Origin of the sequence: Flavobacterium sp. K77, assembly GCF_021608205.1 — a bacterium.
Classification (GTDB): Bacteria; Bacteroidota; Bacteroidia; order Flavobacteriales; family Flavobacteriaceae; genus Flavobacterium; species Flavobacterium turcicum.
This window is the reverse complement of record NZ_JAKIHO010000006.1, coordinates 209474-232182: the sequence shown is the minus strand read 5'-3', so window position 1 is coordinate 232182 and position 22709 is coordinate 209474. Positions and strand designations below refer to the sequence as shown.

Genomic DNA, 22709 nt, shown 5'->3' with positions numbered 1-22709 from the left:
AAGCAGAATCTAAAAAACGAAACTTGAAAGTGGAAACCGAAAAGCGAAACTTGAAAGGCAAAATCTGAAAAATAGAAACTTTAAAATATTCAACCGCCCTATAACAGCCGTCTCAAGCCATTGCGAATTTTCTCCTAAATTGACGCTTTCGTTTCGCAAGTTTTTTTATCTTAGCCGAAACTGATCGGTCCCGAAGTTCGCAACGGCGTGAGGCGTCGGGACGTTATGGCTCAGTTTAAAGAACCGAAAATATAAAAGATAAAAATATGTTTGGAAAAATGAATATACCTATGTTTTCTTTACCTAAATCCCCAACTGTTAACTTTACCCCTGATTTTAACTTAACAACAACTGAAGACATCTTAAACTTCTTAAAAGAAAGCGGAATAAAACAGTTTGAGTTAGCTGAATTGCAATCAAAAAATGCAGACAAACAATTCAGAAATAACACAAAATTGACAATACTAGCTTTAGTTTTTGCTTTCATATCTATTATACCAGTTTTGAGAGAATATATCCCCATATTTGAAACCAAAAATCTCGATCGTGATGTATATGAACTAAAGAACAAAGTATTATCCCTATCAAACACCAACCTTGAAAATCAAGTGAGAATATTGAAAGTGGAAAACGAAATATTGAAAGCCAAAAAGACTTCCGAAAAAAAAAAAAAATACGCCATAATAAATAGTTTTAAAAAGTGTTTCCGACTTTAAAACGGTGCGGAAGCGAAACCGAAAATTGGAATAAATAAAAAACCGAAGCCATAACAGCTGTCTGTGGCTATTGTGGGGTTTAGTGGAATTAGCGTTTCTCAATCATATTTTCGTTAAGCCGAAAACACTCTGCTTACGAAGTCCCACAACAGACCACAGGCAGCGGGACGTTGGCAGTAATGCACCAATATGACACAAGAAAAGACTTAAAATATTTAAGATTGTGAAATGGTTTTTATTCATAAAAGAGAAATTAAAAATAAAACGTAAAATGTCATTGGAAGAAGATATTGAATTTAAAAACGCAATTAAATCGCATATTAAAATATTAGAAGATTCGATTGAATATCCAAAAGATATTGCCTTAAAACACATTGTGGAAATTCTGAAAGTAATTAAAACTAAATCTGATTTAAAAAAGCAGAAAGACTTAATTAATCGTATAGCAATCGATAGCGTGGAAAATTGGAAAACAATTAATACAATTAGCGAATTTTTAAAAACTCATTAAGTTTCGTGAAATTGATAATTAAATAACTAAATGACACAAAAACAAAAATTACATAATACAATATACTCAATACTTCTGTTTATAGTAACTTCTATAATTTGGTATTTAATATATCAGGCACAATTTTTAGTTTATGACGATAATTGGGGGAATATAATTTTAGCTTTTATAATATCAGTTTGTTCTTTTTTTCTCCTAATCTTTGTGTGGTCAAATTGGAAAGAAATAATTCTGAATTGTAAATGGCAAACAATATTATTTTTATTATTTGCTTCTCCAATTAGTGTCTTCGGAATTGTTTTTAATTATGAATTATTCTTTGGAACCACTCTGAATGTATAAAATAAGCACTACTGCCAACAGCCACTACAACGGATTTGGGCATTTGGCTTAATGGAAAAATGGTCTTGTATTTGGAATATTTGGCAAATCCGAAGAATGGGGTTAATTTAGTCCCAAACCCGCTGTAGTGCCAGAACGTTAGGCGTCAGTTGACGAGAAACGAAACGGAAACAACAAAATGAAAAGAAATGGAAATTCCAAAAATTAAATTAATACCAAATCCCGAAACTGACGAAGAGAAATCAACAATTGGATATAAATGGAATAAGATTGCTGGAACTAGACATTTTTTAGGCGGAAAACCCGAAGAAGTTAGCGCAGATGATTATCCAAATTGTGACGATTGTAAAAAAGAAATGACTTTTTATGCTCAAATTGATAGTATTGGTGAGAATTACGATTTAGCAGATTGTATGGTTATTCACAATTATGTTTGCTTTAGTTGCTTAACGGTTAAAGCTCAATTAATGCAACAATTAGCATAAATTTAATTAGAAATCAAAATTAAAGAAAGTAGAAAAAGATGAATGATAAATTATTTACAAACAAAATATTTAGAATATTGCTCATTTTATTTGTTGGAATTGACCTAATAATAGCAATTTCAAGAATATCAATCAATAATGATTATGCTTCGACAATAATTTTGCGTTATTTTAATCTACTTTTAACATTAATTGCTTTTATTTCTATTTTCATAATAACTAAACAATCATTGCCAATAATTAAAATATATATAATTCTAAAACAAATTATTTTTCCAATATTTATGATTTTTTACGGTTTAAAAGAATACATATTTTACTCTTTAAACAGGTATAAAATTGAGAATTATTTTGAATTTAGTTTTACTTTATTAATTGGTTTTGTATTGTACTATTTCTTTAAAAAATATAAAGTAGAAAATATTATTTATAAAGAAAAACAGAATACGGAAACAGAAATTAAATAAACAACCGAACGCCTAACAGCAGTTTGGCAATATGGCGGGTTTTGGGCTTAATTTAAAGTTGGTTTTGTACTTGCAAAGTCTGTTTTTAACCGAAAGTTTAGGCTACCTTAACCGCCACATCGCCAAGCTGCAAAACGTTATCACTCAGCTTTTGGCGTATCGTTAATAATTGACATCGATTGTTTAACTAAATCATTAGTGTATTCTGAATAAATTGGCGGAGCTAATATTTCTGTTGGAAATTCTCTACTCCACCATTCGTCAATAGCAAATTGAATTGATAAATATTTTTTGCCTTTTTTAATAAATGTGCAATCTCCAAATTTTAAATCTGTAACAATTCCCTCTTTTTCAATTTCATCATTATCGCCTTTACAAAATTGTAAATCTCTACCAATTAATGACAATTCTTTTTCTGTGAACGGAATATCAAATCCGTATTTTTCTAAGTATTCTGATTTTTTCATTTTTTATTTAAATTAAGCCGAAGTGATAACAGCAGTTAAGCGAGATTTTCGGCATTGGGTTATTAATTTATTGATTTGTTTGTACTTGGTTAATTTGTCTAAGCGGAATAAATACGCATATCACATCCGAAAATCCTCGCTTAGCTGCGGGGCGTTGTAAGCAATTTTCAGAACGTATACATAAATGAAAGACATTCAGAAATTATTAAAGCCAATAGTCACAGAATTTCAGACTGAAATACCTGATGCTAATCCTGAAATTTATAATGTAACTTATGATTTGTGGACATTGAAAATCACTTTAGGTTTTGATGATATCAAAAGCCCAATATATGTTATTTTTAAAAATGTCGTTGGATTTAGAGTATTGGACGAAGGAAATCTTTTGGAGTTCTGGGATAAAGATGTCAGAGTTCCTGGTTGGATTTGGAGAGTTGAGAGTGGTGGCTGGTTTGAATTGGAAAAATTACGCGCTGGTTTCTTAGCTCAACATCATGGAGATAGTCACAATGAGTATTTGATAAGTGGAATAAATGATTGCTTGAGTGTAATAGCGGAATCTGAACCGATTATTATGAAAGCTGAGTAAAAAACTGCTTACAACAGGCGTTTGGCAAGATTGCGAATTTTGTAGTAAATTCAAGTTTATTTCTCGCAAGAAATTTTATCTTTGATAGAAAATAATCGGTTCCGAAGTTCGCAACCTCGCCAAGCGCCGGAACGTTAGCAACTATTATGAAAAACCTAATCTACATAATAACCACACTTTTAATTATTAGTTGTTCTAAAAAAGAAGAACCGAAAACTGTTACCGAAAATAAAACTGAAGAATTAATAGTTGTTGACACACTTGAGTTTTTCTCTGATTCAATAAGTTTTGGTCAAATACACAATAACAAAGTAGAAGTTTATAAAATTGGCACGCAAGAAAATACTATTGCTAAAGTTTATCTTTATGAAAAAGACCAATTACATTGGAAATTAAAAGATAGCTTAATTTTAGAAGCTGAGAGAATTAATGATTTAGATACTGAAATCAAAGATTTTAACAATGATGGCTTCAAAGATATAATCTTTACAACTGGAATGGCAGCAAGAGGCGGAAACGTTGTCCAAACTCTAATTTTATATTCTCCTAAAAACAAATCATTAAATTGGATGAGAAATTCAGAACGTTTCCCAAACTTAATGTTTAACGAAAAACTAAATTGTATTGACGCTTGTGTACTAACTGGAGGACAAACAACATACTTTTTAAAAATTGAAAATGATAGTCTAAAAGAATTTGCTAGTGTGGAACAAAGGGATGGTAAGATTATTGCGGAAGTTCTTGACGTGAATGGAAAATGGAAAGAAATTGAAAATATTAAAGATTCTCCAGATGCTTTTGATAGATTTATTAATTTCAGTCCTATAGAGAAAAGAAAATAACAGTTGCTAACAGGCGTTTGGCAAGATTGCGAATTTTGTAGTAAATTCACGTTTATTTCTCGCAAGAAATTTTATCTTTGATAGAAAATAATCGGTTCCGAAGTTCGCAACCTTGCCAAGCGCCGGAACGTTGGTGGTAATTGTGCCGAAACTACGTAAATTCAATAACTTAACGCAAAAAATGAAATTATCTAAAATTCTAATATTTGGATTTATTATATCTTTATTTCTTAGTTGTGATAAATATGATCCACGAGAATTAATTGTTTTTAATAAATCGAAAAATACTGTTTACAGTATCATATCACGGAATGATAAACTTGCAGGAGGAAGCTTTTACGATGAATTTGAAAATGACGAGAATTACGTCTATACTAAACACGACAGCTTATTTAGTTTTGTCTTTGAACCAATAAAAAGTAATACAAAAGTTGCTAATCACGACACACCAAGATTTTGGGACAGTTATTTTAACAAAATTGCTGATAAAAAACTTCGCTTATTTATTGTACCTCAAGATAGTGTTAGTAAATATGGATGGTTTAAAATATTTAAAAAAAACATCTATGCTAAAAAATACGAATTAACACTTGAAGATTTGGAAAAACAGAATTGGCAAGTTGTGTACGAATAACAACTACCACCAACACACGCTACAACGGATTTGGGCAATTGGCTTAATGGAAAGTTGGTTTTGTATTTGGGAATATTTGGCAAATCCGAATAATGAGCTTAATTTAGTCCCAAACCCGCTGTAGCGCGGGAACGTTGTGTGTAATGCACCTAAAAATGACGAAAAATGTATCTTAAGAAAATAAAACTTACCAACTTTAGGAGTTACGAATCAATCGAAGTTGAATTTGACAGTAACTTGAATGTAATAATTGGCAAAAATGATATTGGAAAATCTACAATTTTAGAAGCATTAGATATTTTTTTCGGTCAAGAAAAAATTAAAATAGACATTGATGATAAAAATGTTTTCAATGGTCTTGAAATGTCAATAAGTTGTTCTTTCATTATTGATCAACAAAAAGAATACCTAATTGATACAGATGTAAAAACTAATTTAAAGGATGAATTTCTTTTAAATTCAGAAGGATTGTTAGAAATTAAAAAAACTTGGGATTGTAGTAAAGACAAACTAACAGCGACAAGTTTGAAAACTTTTATAGTTTGCGACTACCCAAAGGAGTTTTATTTGAATCCATTACCCACTTTAAAAATTGAGGAACTTAAAAAAATATTAAAGGATAAAGACAATTCTGATATTGCTTTTGCTCTTTTTGACAAACTGAATAATAATGAGTTTGAAGGTTTAGAAATCGGACCATATAGTTCTGATATGGACAAAAAAATTCCAATCAAAATAGATAAAAGAAAAAGAGCTGAAATACGTAATGCTATTTATCAAGTAATTGAAAATAAAGACTTAAAAACCATTGAACTTGCTATTGACAAAGAAGACGGTAAAAATATATGGAATAGTATAAGTACAGATTTACCATTATATTTTTTATTTCAATCTGACAGAGCAAATAAAGATACTGATAAAGAAGTTCAAGATCCACTAAAAGTTATTACCAAAACTGCAATCGAAACTGTAATTGACAAACTTGAAGAAGTCAAAGAATTAATTAAAAAAAGTGCAGAATTAATAGGTAACGAAACTATAAAAAAGCTTGAAGAAATGAATCCAGAACTTGCAAAAGTTTTAAAACCAGATGTTACAAACAAAGCTTGGGATTCACTTTTCTCATTTTCTTTTGTTGGGGATGATAACATTCCTATGAACAAAAGAGGGAGCGGAGTTCGTAGATTAATTCTATTAAATTATTTTAGAGCAGAAGCTGAAAGAAAAAATAATTCGAATAAAACGGTAATTTATGCAATTGAAGAACCTGAAACTTCTCAACATCCAAATCACCAAATTCTATTAATTAATGCTTTAAGTGAAATTGCTTTAAAAGAAAATCACCAAGTAATACTAACTACTCATTCTCCCGAAATTGCTAAACAAACAAAAAGTGAAAATCTAATACTAATTGACAAAGTAAATGGAGTAAACAAAGTTATTGAAGAAGAAAACAAACTTTTTGCAATATCTAAAACTTTAGGAATTACATCATATTTAGGAAAACTTGTAATTTGTGTTGAAGGAGAAAATGACATTAATTTCTTATCGAATATTAATCAAAATATTCAAGATTTTAAAGAAATAATAGACTTGAAAAAAGAAGGAATAAAAATAATTCCTATGAAGGGTTCTTCTTTGATAAACTGGATAGATAAAAATTATTTAGAAGGTTCAAACATAGTTGAATATCATTTATACGATAAAGATGCCGATGAGAAGTACAAAAAATCAATAGAAAAAGTGAATAATAGAAATGATAGTTCTAAAGGGAAATTAACTCTCAAAAGAGAATTAGAAAATTATATTCCTTCAAAATTATACGAGATAGAATTTGAAATAGATTGTTCAAATATTAACGATTGGAGCAATGATGATGTAATTTCTATAATAACATCAAAAACAAATAAATTTAATCATATTAAAGATTTTAAAGAAAAAGAAAATATTATTAAGAATATAACAAATTCAAAAATAACTAAAAGTATAACAAAAGAGCATCTTATAGAAATGGGGAATTTTGAAGAAATAAAAAGTTGGTTTACTGACATAAAAGAACTTTACGAAAAATAAGCACTACACACAACAGCAGTTTGGCAAAATGGCGGTTTCAGTGCTAAATTGAACATTCGGAATTCTAATGATGTTTAGTACTAAATTGAAAGTAAGTACTTCTAAATCCGCCACTTCGCCAAGCTGCAAAACGTTACCAGACATTTATGAAGAAGCATCGCGGTCAAAATCGAATAATTAAAAACATCGAAAAAACTATCAAGGATGATAGTAAGCTCGATATTGACTTTTTAAATCTTGAAGGATATTTCAATTTTCAGTTCGACGATTGGTACGGTGATGAAATTTCAGCAAACGGAAAATCGCGAAAATTTATCATTGAATATTTACTTGATACCTACTTCAGATGGAAAGCCGAGCTTCAAAGCCAAAATAAAGTTTTCTACTTGGCTATATGGTTGCATGAACCGAGATTATTAAAGTCAGAAATCGTGTGTGCAATTGGTGACAAAATAGACTATTATAACACTGAGGCGTTTATGGAATCAACTAACTTGATTAAACTAAATCCTAATCATTATGGTTTATTTTCAGAGCAATTTAAAAAATTTGATTGGTCGGCAAAAATCGATCTTGAGCCTTATTACGAATTTGAAATTAATTGGCCGAAAGAGCAATACGAATTGTTAAGAGAATACAAGTCAAATAAAAAATTCTTTAAAAAATTGGTCGCTGAAAAATTCCACGTCGTTGAAAAAGATTCAGAGATTATATATTTTAACCCGGAAGGAATTGTTTGGGTTGGTCAGGAAATTTAAACGTCTGGTAACAGCGCGCAAAACTTCATTGCTAAGTTTCCGGTAAGTTGTACGCTTTTTTTACTATTTTCGTTTTGTGCTAGTGGAAAAAACTCGGTCGCCAAGCCGCAACGAGTTCTGCGCGCGAAACGTTAGCCGTCAGTTTAGGATAGACGAGAAAAAGCTAAATTCAAAATTAAAACATCAACATTTAAAATATTCAAAATGAAAAAGATTATTCTACTATCATTAATTGTCCTTTTGACTTCATTTAAAGATTATCAAACAGAATTTACTTATATAAATTTCGATTATGAATTGAAGTATCTATTTTATAATAAAGAAAGCTCTGTTTTTGTGTCTAAAACAAATTCAAAAGACTTTTTAAGATACGATGGAAGAGCTGAATCATTTGCACTTTTGCGAAACGATGAGAAATACAATATAATATTTTCTAACAATGAAATTGATTATAATTTGTCACATTTTGAGCCTAATCGGGGTTTTTTCACTAAAATATTTGAGACTAAGGAAACGAAGGTTATAAACAATTTAGTTTGTACAAAATACATTGAAAAATCTTCATCTGAACCTGAGCCTAAAGATGTTTTTATTTCTAAAAATCACAAAATTAATAATACTAATTTTTTAGTGAGTATGGGACTTAAAACGGATGTTGAGGTTAAAGGCTTAGTTGTAGAAATAAATGTTATAAAGAAAAAAACTAACGAAATTAGAACAATATTATCGCTTAAAGAAATCAAGGAAAATCAAAAATCTTTAAAGATTAATGACAAAAATTTAAATGAAATAGCTGAGAAATTCAAGAAACTTAAAAAAGATTATTATGATAACCCAAGTGTGTATTATGGTAAAAATGTCAAAAACGGTGAAACGGTTGCTACTTATGTTACTGTTGAACATATTGATGATACAGAGTCTAAGAGTTTACCTCTGAAAGAAGAAAAAAAATATATGGATATTGCCGAAAAAAATCATAAATATTTTCATTTCAAAGATGGAAATTGGAATAAGTATGCCGAAAAAAATTTCAAATTCAAAACAAAAGATACTATTGGATATACTTATAATTTTAAAGCATATTGCACAATTTCTAAGAATGGAATTATTACAAAAATAACTGATGTTCAGCCAGAAGAATATAAAGAAGAATATACAAAATTCTTAAATTCGGTAAAAGATAGATGGGTACCTGATGAAGAATATGGAGAAAAAATAGAATGTTCATATTACATCTTAACTAGAATTGTAAAATAAAACCGAACGGCTAACAGCCGTTTGGCAAGATTGGGGTTTTAGGCTGAATTTAGAGATGGTTTTGTGTTTTAAAATTTGTGTTTAACCGAAAAATCCCGCATCTTTTATCCCCAACCTCGCCAAGCGTCAGAACGTTATATCCCACTTATCTGCGACAGAAAAGATAAATTCGTAGAACACCACTTCTACTCTACTTTTCGAATTTAAAATGCAACGGAATAATTTTGAAAAGCAGAAACTGAAAAGCAGAAACCGAAAAGTGGAATCTGAAAAGTGGAAACTGAAAAGTAGAAACTGAAAAGTAGAAACTGAAAAGCAGAATCTGAAAAGCAGAATCTGAAAAGCAGAATCTGAAAAGCAGAATCTGAAAAGCAGAATCTGAAAAATGGAAACCTGAAAATTGGTCAAGAAAAAAATTTAAGCGGCATATAACAGCCGTCTCAAGCCATTGCGAATTTTCTTCTAAATTGACGCTTTCGTTTCGCAAGTTTATTTATCTTAGCCGAAGCTAATCGGGTCCGAAGTTCGCAACGGCGTGAGGCGTCGGGACGTTATATGCCACTTATCTGCGACAGAAAACATAAATTCGTAGAACATCGCTTCTACTCTCCTTTTCGACTTTAAAACGTAACGGAATAATCTTGAAAAGCAGAAACCGAAAAGCAGAAACCGAAAAGCAGAAACCGAAAAGTAGAAACTGAAAAGTGGAAACTGAAAAGTGAAAACTGCAAAACGAAACTTGAAAGCAGAAATTGAAAAGTGGAATTTCAAAAGTGGAATTTCAAAAGTGGAATTTCAAAAGTGGTAACTGAAAAATGAAACCTAAAAACGAAACTTGAAAGCAGAATCTGAAAAGTGGAATCTGAAAAGTGGAATCTGAAAAGTGGAATCTGAAAAGTGGAAACCTGAAAAGTGGTCAAGAAAAAAATTTAAGCGACATATAACAACCGTCTCAAGCCACTACGAATTTTCTCCTAAATTGACGCTTTCGTTTCGCAAGTTTATTTATCTTAGCCGAAACTAAACGGTCCCGAAGTTCGCAACAGCGTGAGGCGGCGGGACGTTGTGCTTCATTTTGAAAAACCGAAGTATAAAAACATAAATATTTAATTTAAACTATAAATAATGAAAAAAATAATTTTACTGTTTATCATCGTATCTACAATGTCTTTCAGTTTAATAAATGACAATAATTACTATCTGTTATTTGAAAAGGCTAATAACATCAAATTTTTCAAATATGGTAAACATTACTATTATGAATATTTTATGGATGAAAAAAAAGAAATTAATGGAAACTTGTATTATGTTGAAATTAGAAAATATTCTTTTAGCGATATTGATACTACATACATAAGAAAGTCCGACATTAATTATTTACAATTCAATAGAATTACAAATTCTGAATCAATATTATTACCAATAAATCCCAAAATTGGAGACAATTGGCTTGAAAATGATGGAAGTTGGAAATATGAAGTGATAGAAGAAAAAGCAACTTTTGAAACAGCAAATAAAAATTATGATGATTGTATTTTAGTAAAATGTAAACAATTAACAAATAGAGATTCAAATAAAAATGAGGAATATTTACTATATTATTCAAAAGAGTTTGGCTTTGTTGGAAACGTAGATAAAGAAAAAAATATATTAAGTTTTCTAAAGGAAATTAAATTAAACACAGTAAAAGGAGAAAAAATTAAAACGAATTAAAAACGAACGCACAACAGCAGTTACACGAGATTTGGGTTTTAGGCCAACTTTAAAGTTGTTTTTGTACTTGAAAGTTCGGTCATTAACAGAAAATTAAGGCGTACTTTTCCCAAACCTCGTGTAGCTGCAAAACGTTATAAGCCACTTATCTGCGATAGAAAAGATAAATTCGTAGAACACCACTTCTACTCTACTTTTCGACTTTAAAACGCAACGGAATAATTTTGAAAAGCAGAAACTGAAAAGCAGAAACTGAAAAGCAGAAACTGAAAGGCAGAAACTGAAAAGCAGAAACTGAAAAGCAGAAACTGAAAAGCAGAAACTGAAAAGCAGAAACTGAAAAGCAGAAACTGAAAAGCAGAAACTGAAAAGCAGAAACCGAAAAGTGGAATTTGAAAAATGAAACTTGAAATCAGAAACCGAAAAGTGGAAACTGAAAAACGAAACTTGAAACAGAATCTGAAAAGCAGAATCTGAAAAATGGAAACCTGAAAATTGGTCAAGAAAAAAATTTAAGCGGCATGTAACAGCCGTCTCAAGCCATTGCGAATTTTATCCTAAATTGACGCTTACGTTTCGCAAGTTTATCTATATTTGGTGGAAAATAATCGGGTCCGAAGTTCGCAACGGCATGTGGCGGCGGGACGTTATAGGGCAGTTGCGAATTTACGCAGACATTAAGAATTAGAAATAAATTAATCTTCCGCTAGAGTTTTTGAAAGTAGAAACTTGAAAGCGAAACTTGAAAAGCAGAATCTGAAAAGCAAAATCTGAAAAGTAGAAAATTGAAAGTGGAAACCGAAAAGCGAAACTTGAGAAGTAGAAACTTGAAAAGCAGAATCTGAAAAGCAGAATCTGAAAAACGAAACTTGAAAGTGGAAACCGAAAAGCGAAACTTGAAAGGCAAAATCTGAAAAATAGAAACTTTAAAATATTCAACCGCCCTATAACAGCCGTCTCAAGCCATTGCGAATTTTCTCCTAAATTTACGCTTACGTTTCGCAAGTTTATTTATCTTAGCCGAAACTGATCGGTTCCGAAGTTCGCAACGGCATGAGGCGTCGGGACGTTGGTGGTAATACGCGCAAAAAAATGAGAAAAATGAAGATACTTTCGGAAAATTCGCCTTTTAAAATGCTTCCTTTAGAAATGAGTGAATATCAGCGAATGATTTTCGATTCAATTCGTATTACTTTTGAAATGATTGAAAATGATTATTCATTATTAGAAGAAAAACTTCATAAGCTATCTCAAAAAAATTCTGTAAAAGAAAATACTTCTCAAATTTTTGCAAGTGCTTGGGCAATTGTTGACCACACTTCAAGACTTATTAAATTATTTCAAAAATTACCTTCTGAAAGCAACCATACAGCACTCGAAAGCATACTTTTGATAAATGCTTTTAGAAATACTATTCAACATTTACACGAACGTATTGATGAATCAATGTTTGAAAATAAATCTCCATATTATGGAATTCTTGTTTGGTATCATAAGAATATGGAAACTCAAAAACTGACACCTAAAGTATTGGTTAGTGGTTTAGCTTTTGGTTTTAATCTTAATTTCAAAATACCTGAAATTTCAGAATTAAATCAAGAAATTAATTCAATTACAATTCAAACTTTTGATAAAAAGAAAGTTATCTCAATGGATTTAAGTCTATTATTAGAAAACATAAAAACTATATGTCTTTCAAATGAAGAAAAAATTGGCGAGTTTTTCAAAGTACAAGGTTGGAAACTTTGCGATTGGTCGAAAAGACAAGATATTATGATTAATATTGAAAGTGAAGATAAGATAAATTAAAGTACTACCGCCAACACACGCTACAAGCAATTTGGGTATTAGGCTTAATTTGAAGTTGGTTTTGTATTTGGAAGATTTGGCAAATCCGAATAATGAGCTTAATTTAGTCCCAAACTGCTTGTAGCGCGAGAACGTTGGCGGTAATTTTGCCCAACCACAGAAAATATCCTGAAACAGAAAATATGAATGAGATTTCAACAACTACGAAAATTGAATTTGACAAAGCTGAGTTAGAAAATTGGTTTTTTAAAGTTGAAAAAAAGTTGCTTGAAAAAACTCAAATCCGTATTGTAAATTATGAGAACAAAGATTGTGTTTTAAATTTTAATAAACTTAATCAAAAATTTCTAGTTGACATAAATAATAAATCAGTAGTTTACTGTATTTGGGTTGGAGATACTTTGAGTAATCTTGAACCTTGTTATATTGGACATGCAAAGGAAACGATTGCAAAGTATAGAATGATTGCGCATTTTTCGAGAAAAAATAAAGCAACAGGTTCCTAACTTGAAAAAATAAAAAAAGCAGTTGAAGAAGACTTAATTTTAGGTGTAACATTCATTCAAATTGAGCCAGCTTATATGCGAACTTCAATAGAAGAATGGCTTATAATGAAGTATTCGAGCATATTGGAATGGAATAAAAATGGGAAAGTAAAATAAAAACTACCGCCAATACACGCTACTAGCAATTTAGTCAATTGGTTTAATGGTAAAATTGGTTTGTTTCAGAAATATTAGGCAAATCCGAAAAATGGGCTTAATTTAGTCCCAAACCGCCTACAGCGCGGGAACCTTGTGCGATATTTTGACTGTCAAAACCGAAAATGAAAAATATAATAATTTTTACCTTTATCTTAAATTTTTTATCTTGTAAAGCACAAGATTTTGAAAAAATATCTATTTCAAAAACTGATATTTCCGAATTGTACGTTAATGATGAAAATTCTACAGAACTATTTTATTACAAATATCTTCCTAAAAATAATATTACAGGAGTTTTAGTTGTAATTCCTTCTGGTGGAGAACTTGTTGAAAATACATTAAAACAAATAACTCTTCAAAAAATAGCAGTTGAAAAAGGAATTATGGTAATTGTTCCATCAATAAATTGGGGAACAGATAATCGAGAAGCAGAATTCAAATTGCTTGATAAAATTTTCAGTGAAATTGTCGCAAAGCATAAAGTATCAAAAGATAAATTTATACTCGGTGGACTTTCAAGTGGCGCAATGATTTCTTTAACGTACGCGGAAAAGGCAACTAAAAATCCCGAAAAGTATTTTATAATGCCAAAAGGTATTTTTGCATTAGACGCACCTTTAGACCAAGCTAGATTTTATAAATATTGCGAAAGAGAAATCGAAAGAAATATTTATCAACCTGCAGTAGATGAAGCAAAATGGATGAAGAATAATTGGGACAGTATTTATGGGGGCTCTCCAGAAGAATTTCCTGAAAAATATATAGAAAACTCTATTTACTCCTATGGAGAAAAAGATGGCGGAAACGCAAAATATTTAAAAAAAATGCCTCTTTTAATGTTTACTGATTTGGATACAGATTGGTTAATTAATCAAAGACATCGTGACTTAAATGATTGGAATGGAATTGATATAATCTCAATGATAAATAAATTAAAAATAATGGGAAATAAAAACGCTATGGTAATAGTTAGTCAAGGAAAAGGAGTTCGATTAGATGGAACGAAAAATCCACATTCTTGGTCAATTATGGATTCCGAAGTTTGCCTGAAATGGATAATAGAAACATTTGAAAAATAAAAAAACATCGCACAAAAGGCGATTGGCAAGATTGCGAATTTGGTACTAAATTCACGTTTATTTCTCGCAAGAAATTTTATTTTTGATAGGAAATAATCGGTTCCGTAGTTCGCAACCTTGCCAAGCTCCTTAACGTTTTAGCCAATTCTGATATCGACCGTGTAAACATTAAACGATATGAACGAAAGAACGAAAATAAAATTAGAACTCACGACATTTGACAAGACACTTGAAATTCTTGGTTGGACTTCAATTCTTGCAATTTGGTTTTTGACAATCACAAACTACATTAACTTGCCCGACATTATTCCCATTCATTATAACGGTGCAGGGCAAGCGGACGGTTTTGGTGGAAAAGGAAACATTTTGACTTTGCCGTTAATAGCGACAATTCTTTTTATAGGGCTGACAATCCTTAATAAATTTCCACTCTTATTTAATTATCCGACCAACATAACCCCAGAAAACGAATTAAGACAACACACTAATGCGACAAGACTTCTTAGATATTTAAAGTTCATTATCGTTGTTATTTTTGGACTACTTGCATTGCAAACAATCCGAAATGTAAACGGAGAAACAAGTGGACTTGGTATTTGGTTTTTACCATTAACATTAGGACTAATTTTTATTCCGCTTACATATTTTGTAATAAAATCATTCAAGACAATAAAACAATGACGACAAAAGACACTGGCCATAACAGACGTTTGGCAAGATTGCGAATTTTGTAGTAAATTCGCGTTTATTTCTCGCAAGAAATTTTATCTCTGGTAGAAAATAATAGGTTCCGAAGTTCGCAATCTCGCCTAGCGCCGGAACGTTAGCGCTAATGTCACGAATACGGACATTGGTTGCACTCACAATATAATTCATTGAACTGTTACAGCTATGGAATGTGGTCTAGTATAGCTACAGCAAATTCGGCAAATGCTTCCATCACTTGGACAGAGATTAAATCAAATACTATGGCTTATTATTACTTTGGTCTTCCAACAATTTTTAATAATCCGATATATAAGAAAGAATATCCAATAGATAAAAACTCAATATTTGACGACTTAAAATATAAATTATACCATCACCTAAAACCTTAAAACTATGTTAAAAACTAAAATATTTATTTTTCTATTCTTTTTATTCCATTTTTGTTCTTGTGATAAATTAGATACACGTAATATATTCGTTAAAAACAATTCTGATAAGATAATATTTAGCATTCTATCAGATAATGATAGTATGAATAGTGGCGGGTTTTATTATGAGTTTAGAGATGATTTTGATGAATCAAAAAGAGGTAAATATGATATGCCTTTTATTTTCAATGAAATTAAAAAAGGACAAAAAGATTATAATGGAGATGGACCTAGATATTGGGATACTTATTTTGATAGTTTATACGATAAAAAAGCAAGATTATTCATTGTAAAAAAAGACAGTGTTGATAAGTATGGTTGGAAAGAAATATTTAGAAAGAACATTTACAACAAAAAATATCTTTTAACAATTGACGATTTAGAAAAAATGAAATGGGAGATTGAATATAAAGGAGATTAGCGCAGAATTATTTTATACTTTTGGGAAAAACTAAAAGTAATATTTGTTTTGTGGACTATAATAGTTTTTGAAACATAATTCTAATTGAAAAGAAAAAACACTACCGCTAACAGCTACTACAACGGATTTGGGCAATTGGCTTAATGGGAAGTTGGTTTTGTATTTTAAAGTTCAGTACATAACCGAAAATTAATGCGTACTTTTTCCCAAACCCGCTGTCGTACCAGAACGTTGGCATATACACTATGAAAAAACTACAAACGACATTATTTTTATTATTTTTAATCCAAATAAATTTTGGACAGAAACTAAATATAATAAATAATCAAGCTATTCAATTCAATATCAAAAAAGAAAAGGATACTATAAATTTTATATTGATCGATACTAATTTAAACGAAATAAAACCTATATTTTTATTTTGTCAAGGTTCTTTGCCAATGCCATTATTCGTAAAACCTGCAAAAGAAAATATATGGATGATTGGCGGTGGAATTACAAATTTCGACATAAATGAAATAAAGAAGAACTATCATTTAATTGTCATTTCAATGCCGAAAACTCCAGTAATTGTTAATGACAAAAACTTAAATAAATCTTATAGCTATATTCCAAATGTAGAAGAACCCGATGAGTTTGATAAGGAATATGTAAAAGCAGATTTTTTAGAGAATTATGAATATAGAGCAAATAAAGTTTTAAATTTTTTGCGAAAACAGAAATGGGTAGATAACTCAAAATTAGTAGTTGTTGGACATTCTCAAGGTTCTAAAGTTGCGACACTTATTGCTTTAAAAAACAAGAAAGTTACACATTTGGGATTATTTGGTGCAAACCCATTTGGAAGAATTGACCAAAACATTAGAAACTATAGAAAGGAAGCAGAAAGAAAAGAGATAACCTGGGAAAAAGCTGATGAATATATCGAAAACACATATCAAATGTATAGAGAAGCTTACAATAAAGAAACTTTAAAAGAAAATCCAAATTTATTAGCTTGGAAATCTTTCTCAAGACCATTATTAAATGATTGGTTAAAAATCAAAATACCTACTTATTTAGCTTATGGAACAAATGATATTACTTCTGATTTATGTGATCTAGTTCCTTTATTTTACATCCAAAACGGAAAAGATAATTTAACACATAAAAGATACTTAAACTTAGAACATAACTTTTTTGAAGTTAATGATAATGGAAGAGCAAATTACGAAAAAGAACATTGGAAAGAAGTTATGAATGAGTTTATAAATTGGACCAAAAAATAAATACATTCCAACTTACGTACAATCAATGTAATTAATTTAAGAGGAAAACGAAAAAAATAGCACGCAGATTCTACAGATTTAAATTGATTTTTCAGCGAAAATCTACGAAATCTGAATGAAAAAAAAGTAAACCCTCTGAAACTCGTTTTCAACGAGTATCTTATTATCTCTCAATCTAAAAAAATATTATTTAAAGAATTTTAATTATGAAATTATTGTTTTTACTATTTATTGGATGGAGTAGTTTTAGTTACTCTCAGGAAAAAAATAATTTATATTTAAATTACACTTTAAAGGAACCTAATTCAAAAGATATTTTGGATAAGTTTTATAAGTATATTAACGTCCCTTTAAATAATAGCGAAAATACAACCTTTTGGACTGAAAGTAATTTCTTAAAATATCCAGAAACTGATATTCTGGATATCATTACAAATGCTGAAAATCATAAAATTACAATTCTGTCTATTAACAATAGTGATGATAAAAGAAGTTTAATTAAAATTGCTTGGATTAAAACTAGCAATAATTATGGTAATCTTTATGCTATTTATAATATCTACGCAGTTAAAAAAAATAATGAAATATTATTTGAGAATGTTTTAGATTACAATGTTAAAGATTTTAAAACTTTTGATTTAGATGAAATAAAATATGTAACCTACAAGGAACATATTTTCAATTATACCGACGCAAAAAAAATGTTAGATTTCAATAAAAAAATAAGTTTGTTTTTTGAAAAAGAGACAATAAATTTTACTTATTTTTTGTGTAAAGATATGAATCATTTTAAAAGAATAAGAGGTTTTGATTTTGACAAAATGATGGTTGAGCAGAATCAAAATGGTGGGGAGACTTTCCCCGCAGATAATGTAATTTTCGCGGGAAATAATTCAGAATTTTACCCACATGAGGTCGTTCATTTATATACGTTTAAATATTTTTCCAACATACACAAAATAATAGATGAAGGAATAGCAACTTATTTTGGAGGTTCTAAAGGAATAGAATTTAAAGAACATATTAAAAAATTAAAAAATCATTTAAATGAAAATGATTTAAACGTTTACGAAAAACTATTTAAAGAGTCAGAACAATATATCTTAGATGACATATCCTCATTGTGGTACACGGTAGGCGCTTTGTTGTGTGATGTCTCATTAAAAAAACAAGGTGAAATTGCACTATTAGAATTAATGAATTCAGGCAAAACAGATGAAGAATTATTACTTTCTATTGAGAAAATTTTTAAAATTAAAAGAGAAAATTTTGATAGTTTCATAAAAAAAGAATTACAAAATTATTAATACTACTTTATTTTTAATATTGAAATAATTCTTAAGATATTAGTTATAACATCAAACTCACTTTTCATACAGAAATCGCTTCATTGGTAGATAAAAGTGATTTTAAAGATATCAATGTTCTCTTAATATCATTTTCAATCACATTAATTCTTGAAGTTCTAAACGAATTTCCATAAAAAACTATTGTATTTATCTGTATTTCAAATTATTAAAATTGATTCAAGAAACCGTTTAGAATACTATTAGCATTAAATAACAGATTAGCATTAAACTGAAAAAATAGTAAATAAACTTTTTAGATTATCACAAAATTACGTAATTTTGATTTTGAAAAAATGAATTATATCATTCAATTCGAACAAGTTAATTCAATAATTTACTTAAAAAATAGCTTTAAATTGTTATGTTGAGTTTTGTGGCAAAATCGTGGCACATCAGTTTATAAGTAGTTGAAAATGCAGTATAGGCGCGGGTTCCAGCTTGTTGGTTCGAATCCTGCTCTCCCCACTAAAGCGCTTCAGATATCTGAAGCGCTTTTTTTATTCCTACAATTTACATCTCCTATTAAAATTTATTGTCTGTTCAAAACGATTGCACAATTCTCAATTTTATGACTTCATAAGATTTTAAACATTTCCAATAAAATAAATGTGAAGTACCGTAATCTCAATTATCACGTGTAAAGGAATTTTGATTCTTACCAAAGAATAATTAACTTAGGACTCTTAAAAGCAACTTAGTTAAGCCAATTAACAAACAAAAATTCTATGAAAAAATTTCTAAGCTTTTTATTATTGATTCCAATTCATTTTGCAAGCGCGCAAAATGACAGTGATCGAATTGAACTAACCGATCTCTTAAAAATAAAAAACGTAAACAGTATCACTAGTTCTCCAGATGGAAAAAAAGCGGCCTTTACAGTAACTTCCATTGAAAACGACGAAAACAGTTCGTTAGACTACACTTATCGCACTCAAATTTACACTTGGACAAAAGATGCTAAAAATACTTTAAAGCAACTTACATCAGATAAAAACGGCGCATCTAGACCAGCATGGAGTCCTGATGGAAAGAAACTAGCTTTTACAAGGTTTGTAAAAGATAAAACACAAATTTTTGTCCTTGATATGGATGGCGGCGAGGCATCTCAGCTAACTAATTTTAAATATGGTGCCAATAACCCAAAATGGTCTCCTGACGGCAACAAAATACTTTTTTCAGCTAGCATTTCTCTTCAAGAACTTTTAAAAGACTCCATTTTAAATCCTAAAAAAACAGTTCCAAGTTGGAATACAGAAAAACCGGGCTTTACATCGAATGATTATTTAGCCAATACTAAAATCAAAGCCAATCCGAACGGTTCATTGGCCGAAGTAAGAGCGTACTTGAACCAAAACGCTACCGATAAAAAAGCCATTGTTTTAAACAAGTTAAACTTTCAAAGCGAAAGTAATTTATCATCTGACATTAACTTTAATCACTTTTTTGAGACAGATACAAAAATCAATAGCACTCCAAAAGCCATTACTAGCGGATTCTATAGCTTTTCATCGGCAGATTATATTGCAAGTGGAACTCAAATACTTTTGTCTGGCGATGTAGACAATATCGAAAACCCTGATCGCTCGCAAGAAAGTGAAATATTCACGGTAGCTACGGACGGTAGTAATTTCAAAATGATTTTAGGCGAGAACGGTAAACGCTATAGCAATGCGTCTGTTAGCACTTCTGGAAAATGGATTGCATTTTTATCAGGAGCTACTTCATTCGTGAGCATACCAACTTTATCAATTATGCCATTAAACGGTGGACCTGAATCAATCCAGACGATTCCGTTTGACCGTAACATCTCTAATTTAAAATGGAGCAAGGACGACAAATTTCTTTATTTTACATCGCAAATGAATGGCGGGAACGTTTTACACCGTGTATCATTAGCTAACAAAAAAATTGAGGCTTTATCGGCAGCAGATCAAGGAATATCCAGTTATGATTTAGTTGCTGATGGTTTTCTTTATAGCAAGACTCAAGTGAGTAATCCATCAGAATTGTACACCGCTGATTCCAATTTCAAGAAAGAAAACAAAGTAAGCACATTTAACAATTGGGTTTCAACTAAAAAACTATCGTATCCTGAAAAGAAAAGTTTTGTAAACGAGTTAGGACTCACAGTTGAATTTTGGGTAATGAAACCAACTCAAACTACAAGTGGTGAAAAAGCGCCTTTGTTACTAGAAATTCATGGCGGACCATCTGCTATGTGGGGACCGGGTGAAGAAAGTATGTGGCATGAGTACCAATATTTTTGTAGCAAAGGATATGGTGTAGTATACAGTAATCCGCGTGGATCTGGAGGTTACGGTCTTGATTTTTTAAGAGCCAATGTTAATGATTGGGGCAAAGGACCCGCAAGTGATGTTTTAACCGCTCTCGACAAAACAGTTGCCGAAGGTTGGGCAGATCAATCTAATTTATTCATTACCGGTGGTTCTTACGCAGGATATTTAACAGCGTGGATTATTAGTCATGACAATCGCTTTAAAGCGGCTTGTGCTCAAAGAGGTGTGTACGATTTGAATACATTTTTTGGAGAAGGAAATGCTTGGCGATTGGTTCCAAATTATTTTGGAGGATATCCTTGGGAACCAAAAGTTAAAGAAATACTAGCTCGCGAATCGCCAATTAATTACGTACAAAACATTACAACGCCTTTTATCATTTTTCACGGTGCCAACGATCGTAGAACAGGATTTGTTCAAGCCGAAATGATGTTTAGAAGTTTAAAAGTTTTAGACCGTCCAGTAGAATTTGTAGTTCATCCTGGAGCTACACACGAAATTACTCGTAATGGCGACAATAGACAACGTATGGATCAAATGTTGAGAACTTACGAGTTTTTTCAGCGTTTTTTGACAAAATAATTACACGTATACAGACAAAAAAAATCGCTATCAGCAAATGCTGGTAGCGATTTTTTACTTTAATTCAGCATCCTTTTTTTATAAAGTAGCCATATCGATTACAAAACGATAACGAACATCCCCTTTTTCCATACGGTGGTAGGCTTCATGAATGTTTTTGATATCAATCATTTCAATTTCTGAAACAATACCGTGTTCTGCACAGTAGTCTAACATTTCTTGTGTTTCTGGCAATCCACCAATTAAAGATCCGGCTAAACTACGGCGACCACCAATCAAACTAAAAGCATGCACTTGATAAGGCGTAGGTGGCACTCCAACACAAATATGAACTCCGTTTACGCGTAACAATGACAGATATAAATTTAGATCGTGTGGTGCAGAAACCGTATCTAAAATAAAGTCAAAAGTCCCGGCCACACTTGCTAATTGCGCTTCATCTGAAGTTACCACAAAATTATGAGCTCCTAATTTTTTAGCATCTGCTTCTTTACTTGCAGAAGTACTCAATACCGTAACTTCAGCACCAAAAGAAACTCCAAATTTAACAGCCATATGTCCTAATCCGCCTAAACCTAAAACAGCTAATTTATGTCCCTTCCCTACTTTCCAGTGACGTAATGGCGAATAGGTTGTAATTCCAGCACACAATAATGGTGCAACAGCAGCTAAATCTAGTTTTTCCGAAATATGCAATACAAAATCTTCATGTACTACAATAGTATCCGAATAACCTCCGTAAGTAGGCGTTACTCCATCTTGACCCAAAGCATTGTAAGTATCTGTACGTCCTTTTAAACAATATTGCTCTAAACCTTCTTTACAATTGTCGCAACTTCTGCAAGAATCAACCAAACATCCCGTACCAGCAATATCTCCTACTTTAAACTTGGTAACGTGGCTTCCTACTTGTACCACCTTACCTACTATTTCGTGACCGGGAACCATTGGGTAAATTGAACCTCCCCAATCGTCTTTTATTTGATGTAAATCACTGTGACACACTCCACAAAACTGAATATCAAATTGTACATCATGCGGCCCTAATGTTCTTCTTTCAAAATTCCAAAGAGCTAAATCTGAAGTGGCACTTTGAGCTGCGTAACCTTTTGATGGTATCATATTTTTTCATTTTAAATTAAGTTTTAAATTTACACATAAAGCAGCAGTAAAAACTGTTTTTTAACGTTTTTTAATAATCGTTCATCAT

Annotated in this window: 21 protein-coding genes; 19 read left to right on the top strand and 2 right to left on the bottom strand. The window is 30.8% G+C overall.

Translation table 11 applies throughout. The features are described 5' to 3' along the window. The first annotated feature begins 266 nt into the window (after positions 1-266). The 4 genes from L1S34_RS12255 to L1S34_RS12240 all read left to right on the top strand — a co-directional run bounded on the left by L1S34_RS12255 (position 267) and on the right by L1S34_RS12240 (position 2521). Positions 267-716, top strand: coding sequence for a hypothetical protein (locus tag L1S34_RS12255; RefSeq protein WP_236364257.1), 450 nt, complete (start codon positions 267-269; stop codon positions 714-716). Between the two features lie 223 nt (positions 717-939). Further along, positions 940-1227 carry a hypothetical protein gene (locus tag L1S34_RS12250; RefSeq protein WP_236364256.1) on the top strand — a complete coding sequence of 96 codons (288 nt, stop codon included), beginning with the start codon at positions 940-942 and terminating at the stop codon, positions 1225-1227. A 530-nt stretch (positions 1228-1757) separates the two neighbouring features. Beyond that, the gene (locus L1S34_RS12245) at positions 1758-2054 is read left to right on the top strand and encodes a hypothetical protein (RefSeq protein ID WP_180910962.1); all 297 of its coding nucleotides are present in this window, start codon (positions 1758-1760) and stop codon (positions 2052-2054) included. Between the two features lie 38 nt (positions 2055-2092). Beyond that, positions 2093-2521 carry a hypothetical protein gene (locus L1S34_RS12240; RefSeq protein ID WP_236364255.1) on the top strand — a complete coding sequence of 143 codons (429 nt, stop codon included), beginning with the start codon at positions 2093-2095 and terminating at the stop codon, positions 2519-2521. A gap of 140 nt (positions 2522-2661) precedes the next feature. Here L1S34_RS12240 and L1S34_RS12235 read toward each other — a convergent pair whose 3' ends face one another. Next, positions 2662-2988: a hypothetical protein gene (locus L1S34_RS12235; RefSeq protein WP_236364254.1), complete on the bottom strand. Its 327-nt coding sequence runs from the start codon at positions 2986-2988 to the stop codon at positions 2662-2664. 184 nt (positions 2989-3172) lie between these two features. Here L1S34_RS12235 and L1S34_RS12230 point away from each other — a divergent pair, with 184 nt between their 5' ends. The 15 genes from L1S34_RS12230 to L1S34_RS12160 all read left to right on the top strand — a co-directional run bounded on the left by L1S34_RS12230 (position 3173) and on the right by L1S34_RS12160 (position 21499). After that, the gene (locus L1S34_RS12230) at positions 3173-3577 is read left to right on the top strand and encodes a hypothetical protein (protein ID WP_166125157.1); all 405 of its coding nucleotides are present in this window, start codon (positions 3173-3175) and stop codon (positions 3575-3577) included. A 146-nt stretch (positions 3578-3723) separates the two neighbouring features. After that, positions 3724-4419, top strand: a complete 696-nt coding sequence (locus tag L1S34_RS12225) for a hypothetical protein (RefSeq protein WP_236364253.1) — start codon at positions 3724-3726, stop codon at positions 4417-4419. A gap of 181 nt (positions 4420-4600) precedes the next feature. After that, on the top strand, positions 4601-5053 hold the full coding sequence (locus L1S34_RS12220; RefSeq protein WP_236364252.1) for a hypothetical protein: 453 nt from the start codon (positions 4601-4603) through the stop codon (positions 5051-5053). Positions 5054-5218: 165 nt separating this feature from the next. After that, a complete protein-coding gene (locus L1S34_RS12215) occupies positions 5219-7126 on the top strand; it encodes an ATP-binding protein (protein WP_236364251.1) in 1908 nt (635 codons plus the stop codon). A 146-nt stretch (positions 7127-7272) separates the two neighbouring features. Further along, positions 7273-7884, top strand: coding sequence for a hypothetical protein (locus tag L1S34_RS12210; RefSeq protein WP_236364250.1), 612 nt, complete (start codon positions 7273-7275; stop codon positions 7882-7884). Positions 7885-8088: 204 nt separating this feature from the next. Next, complete coding sequence (locus L1S34_RS12205) at positions 8089-9141, top strand: hypothetical protein (protein ID WP_236364249.1); 1053 nt, start codon at positions 8089-8091, stop codon at positions 9139-9141. Between the two features lie 1125 nt (positions 9142-10266). Further along, entirely contained in the window at positions 10267-10854 is a 588-nt protein-coding gene (locus L1S34_RS12200; RefSeq protein ID WP_236364248.1) for a hypothetical protein, read from the top strand. 1101 nt (positions 10855-11955) lie between these two features. Beyond that, positions 11956-12663 carry a hypothetical protein gene (locus L1S34_RS12195; RefSeq protein WP_236364247.1) on the top strand — a complete coding sequence of 236 codons (708 nt, stop codon included), beginning with the start codon at positions 11956-11958 and terminating at the stop codon, positions 12661-12663. Between the two features lie 182 nt (positions 12664-12845). Then, positions 12846-13169 carry a hypothetical protein gene (locus tag L1S34_RS12190; protein ID WP_236364246.1) on the top strand — a complete coding sequence of 108 codons (324 nt, stop codon included), beginning with the start codon at positions 12846-12848 and terminating at the stop codon, positions 13167-13169. 320 nt (positions 13170-13489) lie between these two features. Then, complete coding sequence (locus L1S34_RS12185) at positions 13490-14446, top strand: hypothetical protein (RefSeq protein WP_236364245.1); 957 nt, start codon at positions 13490-13492, stop codon at positions 14444-14446. 177 nt (positions 14447-14623) lie between these two features. Then, positions 14624-15127 carry a DUF1648 domain-containing protein gene (locus L1S34_RS12180; RefSeq protein ID WP_236364244.1) on the top strand — a complete coding sequence of 168 codons (504 nt, stop codon included), beginning with the start codon at positions 14624-14626 and terminating at the stop codon, positions 15125-15127. A 420-nt stretch (positions 15128-15547) separates the two neighbouring features. After that, complete coding sequence (locus L1S34_RS12175) at positions 15548-16003, top strand: hypothetical protein (protein WP_236364243.1); 456 nt, start codon at positions 15548-15550, stop codon at positions 16001-16003. 245 nt (positions 16004-16248) lie between these two features. Continuing rightward, positions 16249-17271, top strand: coding sequence for an alpha/beta hydrolase (locus L1S34_RS12170; RefSeq protein ID WP_236364242.1), 1023 nt, complete (start codon positions 16249-16251; stop codon positions 17269-17271). Positions 17272-17477: 206 nt separating this feature from the next. Beyond that, complete coding sequence (locus L1S34_RS12165; protein WP_236364241.1) at positions 17478-18578, top strand: hypothetical protein; 1101 nt, start codon at positions 17478-17480, stop codon at positions 18576-18578. A gap of 767 nt (positions 18579-19345) precedes the next feature. After that, positions 19346-21499, top strand: coding sequence for a S9 family peptidase (locus L1S34_RS12160; protein WP_236364240.1), 2154 nt, complete (start codon positions 19346-19348; stop codon positions 21497-21499). A 78-nt stretch (positions 21500-21577) separates the two neighbouring features. Here L1S34_RS12160 and L1S34_RS12155 read toward each other — a convergent pair whose 3' ends face one another. Continuing rightward, positions 21578-22621, bottom strand: coding sequence for an NAD(P)-dependent alcohol dehydrogenase (locus tag L1S34_RS12155; RefSeq protein ID WP_236364239.1), 1044 nt, complete (start codon positions 22619-22621; stop codon positions 21578-21580). Positions 22622-22709 lie beyond the last annotated feature (88 nt).

Bases quoted from the DNA above. Each gene is read 5' to 3' on its own strand.
- L1S34_RS12255 (WP_236364257.1), top strand. From the start codon at position 267: ATGTTTGGAAAAATGAATATACCTATGTTTTCTTTACCTAAATCCCCA.
- L1S34_RS12245 (WP_180910962.1), top strand. From the start codon at position 1,758: ATGGAAATTCCAAAAATTAAATTAATACCAAATCCCGAAACTGACGAA.
- L1S34_RS12240 (WP_236364255.1), top strand. From the start codon at position 2,093: ATGAATGATAAATTATTTACAAACAAAATATTTAGAATATTGCTCATT.
- L1S34_RS12235 (WP_236364254.1), bottom strand. From the start codon at position 2,988: ATGAAAAAATCAGAATACTTAGAAAAATACGGATTTGATATTCCGTTC.
- L1S34_RS12230 (WP_166125157.1), top strand. From the start codon at position 3,173: ATGAAAGACATTCAGAAATTATTAAAGCCAATAGTCACAGAATTTCAG.
- L1S34_RS12225 (WP_236364253.1), top strand. From the start codon at position 3,724: ATGAAAAACCTAATCTACATAATAACCACACTTTTAATTATTAGTTGT.
- L1S34_RS12220 (WP_236364252.1), top strand. From the start codon at position 4,601: ATGAAATTATCTAAAATTCTAATATTTGGATTTATTATATCTTTATTT.
- L1S34_RS12215 (WP_236364251.1), top strand. From the start codon at position 5,219: ATGTATCTTAAGAAAATAAAACTTACCAACTTTAGGAGTTACGAATCA.
- L1S34_RS12210 (WP_236364250.1), top strand. From the start codon at position 7,273: ATGAAGAAGCATCGCGGTCAAAATCGAATAATTAAAAACATCGAAAAA.
- L1S34_RS12205 (WP_236364249.1), top strand. From the start codon at position 8,089: ATGAAAAAGATTATTCTACTATCATTAATTGTCCTTTTGACTTCATTT.
- L1S34_RS12200 (WP_236364248.1), top strand. From the start codon at position 10,267: ATGAAAAAAATAATTTTACTGTTTATCATCGTATCTACAATGTCTTTC.
- L1S34_RS12195 (WP_236364247.1), top strand. From the start codon at position 11,956: ATGAAGATACTTTCGGAAAATTCGCCTTTTAAAATGCTTCCTTTAGAA.
- L1S34_RS12190 (WP_236364246.1), top strand. From the start codon at position 12,846: ATGAATGAGATTTCAACAACTACGAAAATTGAATTTGACAAAGCTGAG.
- L1S34_RS12185 (WP_236364245.1), top strand. From the start codon at position 13,490: ATGAAAAATATAATAATTTTTACCTTTATCTTAAATTTTTTATCTTGT.
- L1S34_RS12180 (WP_236364244.1), top strand. From the start codon at position 14,624: ATGAACGAAAGAACGAAAATAAAATTAGAACTCACGACATTTGACAAG.
- L1S34_RS12175 (WP_236364243.1), top strand. From the start codon at position 15,548: ATGTTAAAAACTAAAATATTTATTTTTCTATTCTTTTTATTCCATTTT.
- L1S34_RS12170 (WP_236364242.1), top strand. From the start codon at position 16,249: ATGAAAAAACTACAAACGACATTATTTTTATTATTTTTAATCCAAATA.
- L1S34_RS12165 (WP_236364241.1), top strand. From the start codon at position 17,478: ATGAAATTATTGTTTTTACTATTTATTGGATGGAGTAGTTTTAGTTAC.
- L1S34_RS12160 (WP_236364240.1), top strand. From the start codon at position 19,346: ATGAAAAAATTTCTAAGCTTTTTATTATTGATTCCAATTCATTTTGCA.
- L1S34_RS12155 (WP_236364239.1), bottom strand. From the start codon at position 22,621: ATGATACCATCAAAAGGTTACGCAGCTCAAAGTGCCACTTCAGATTTA.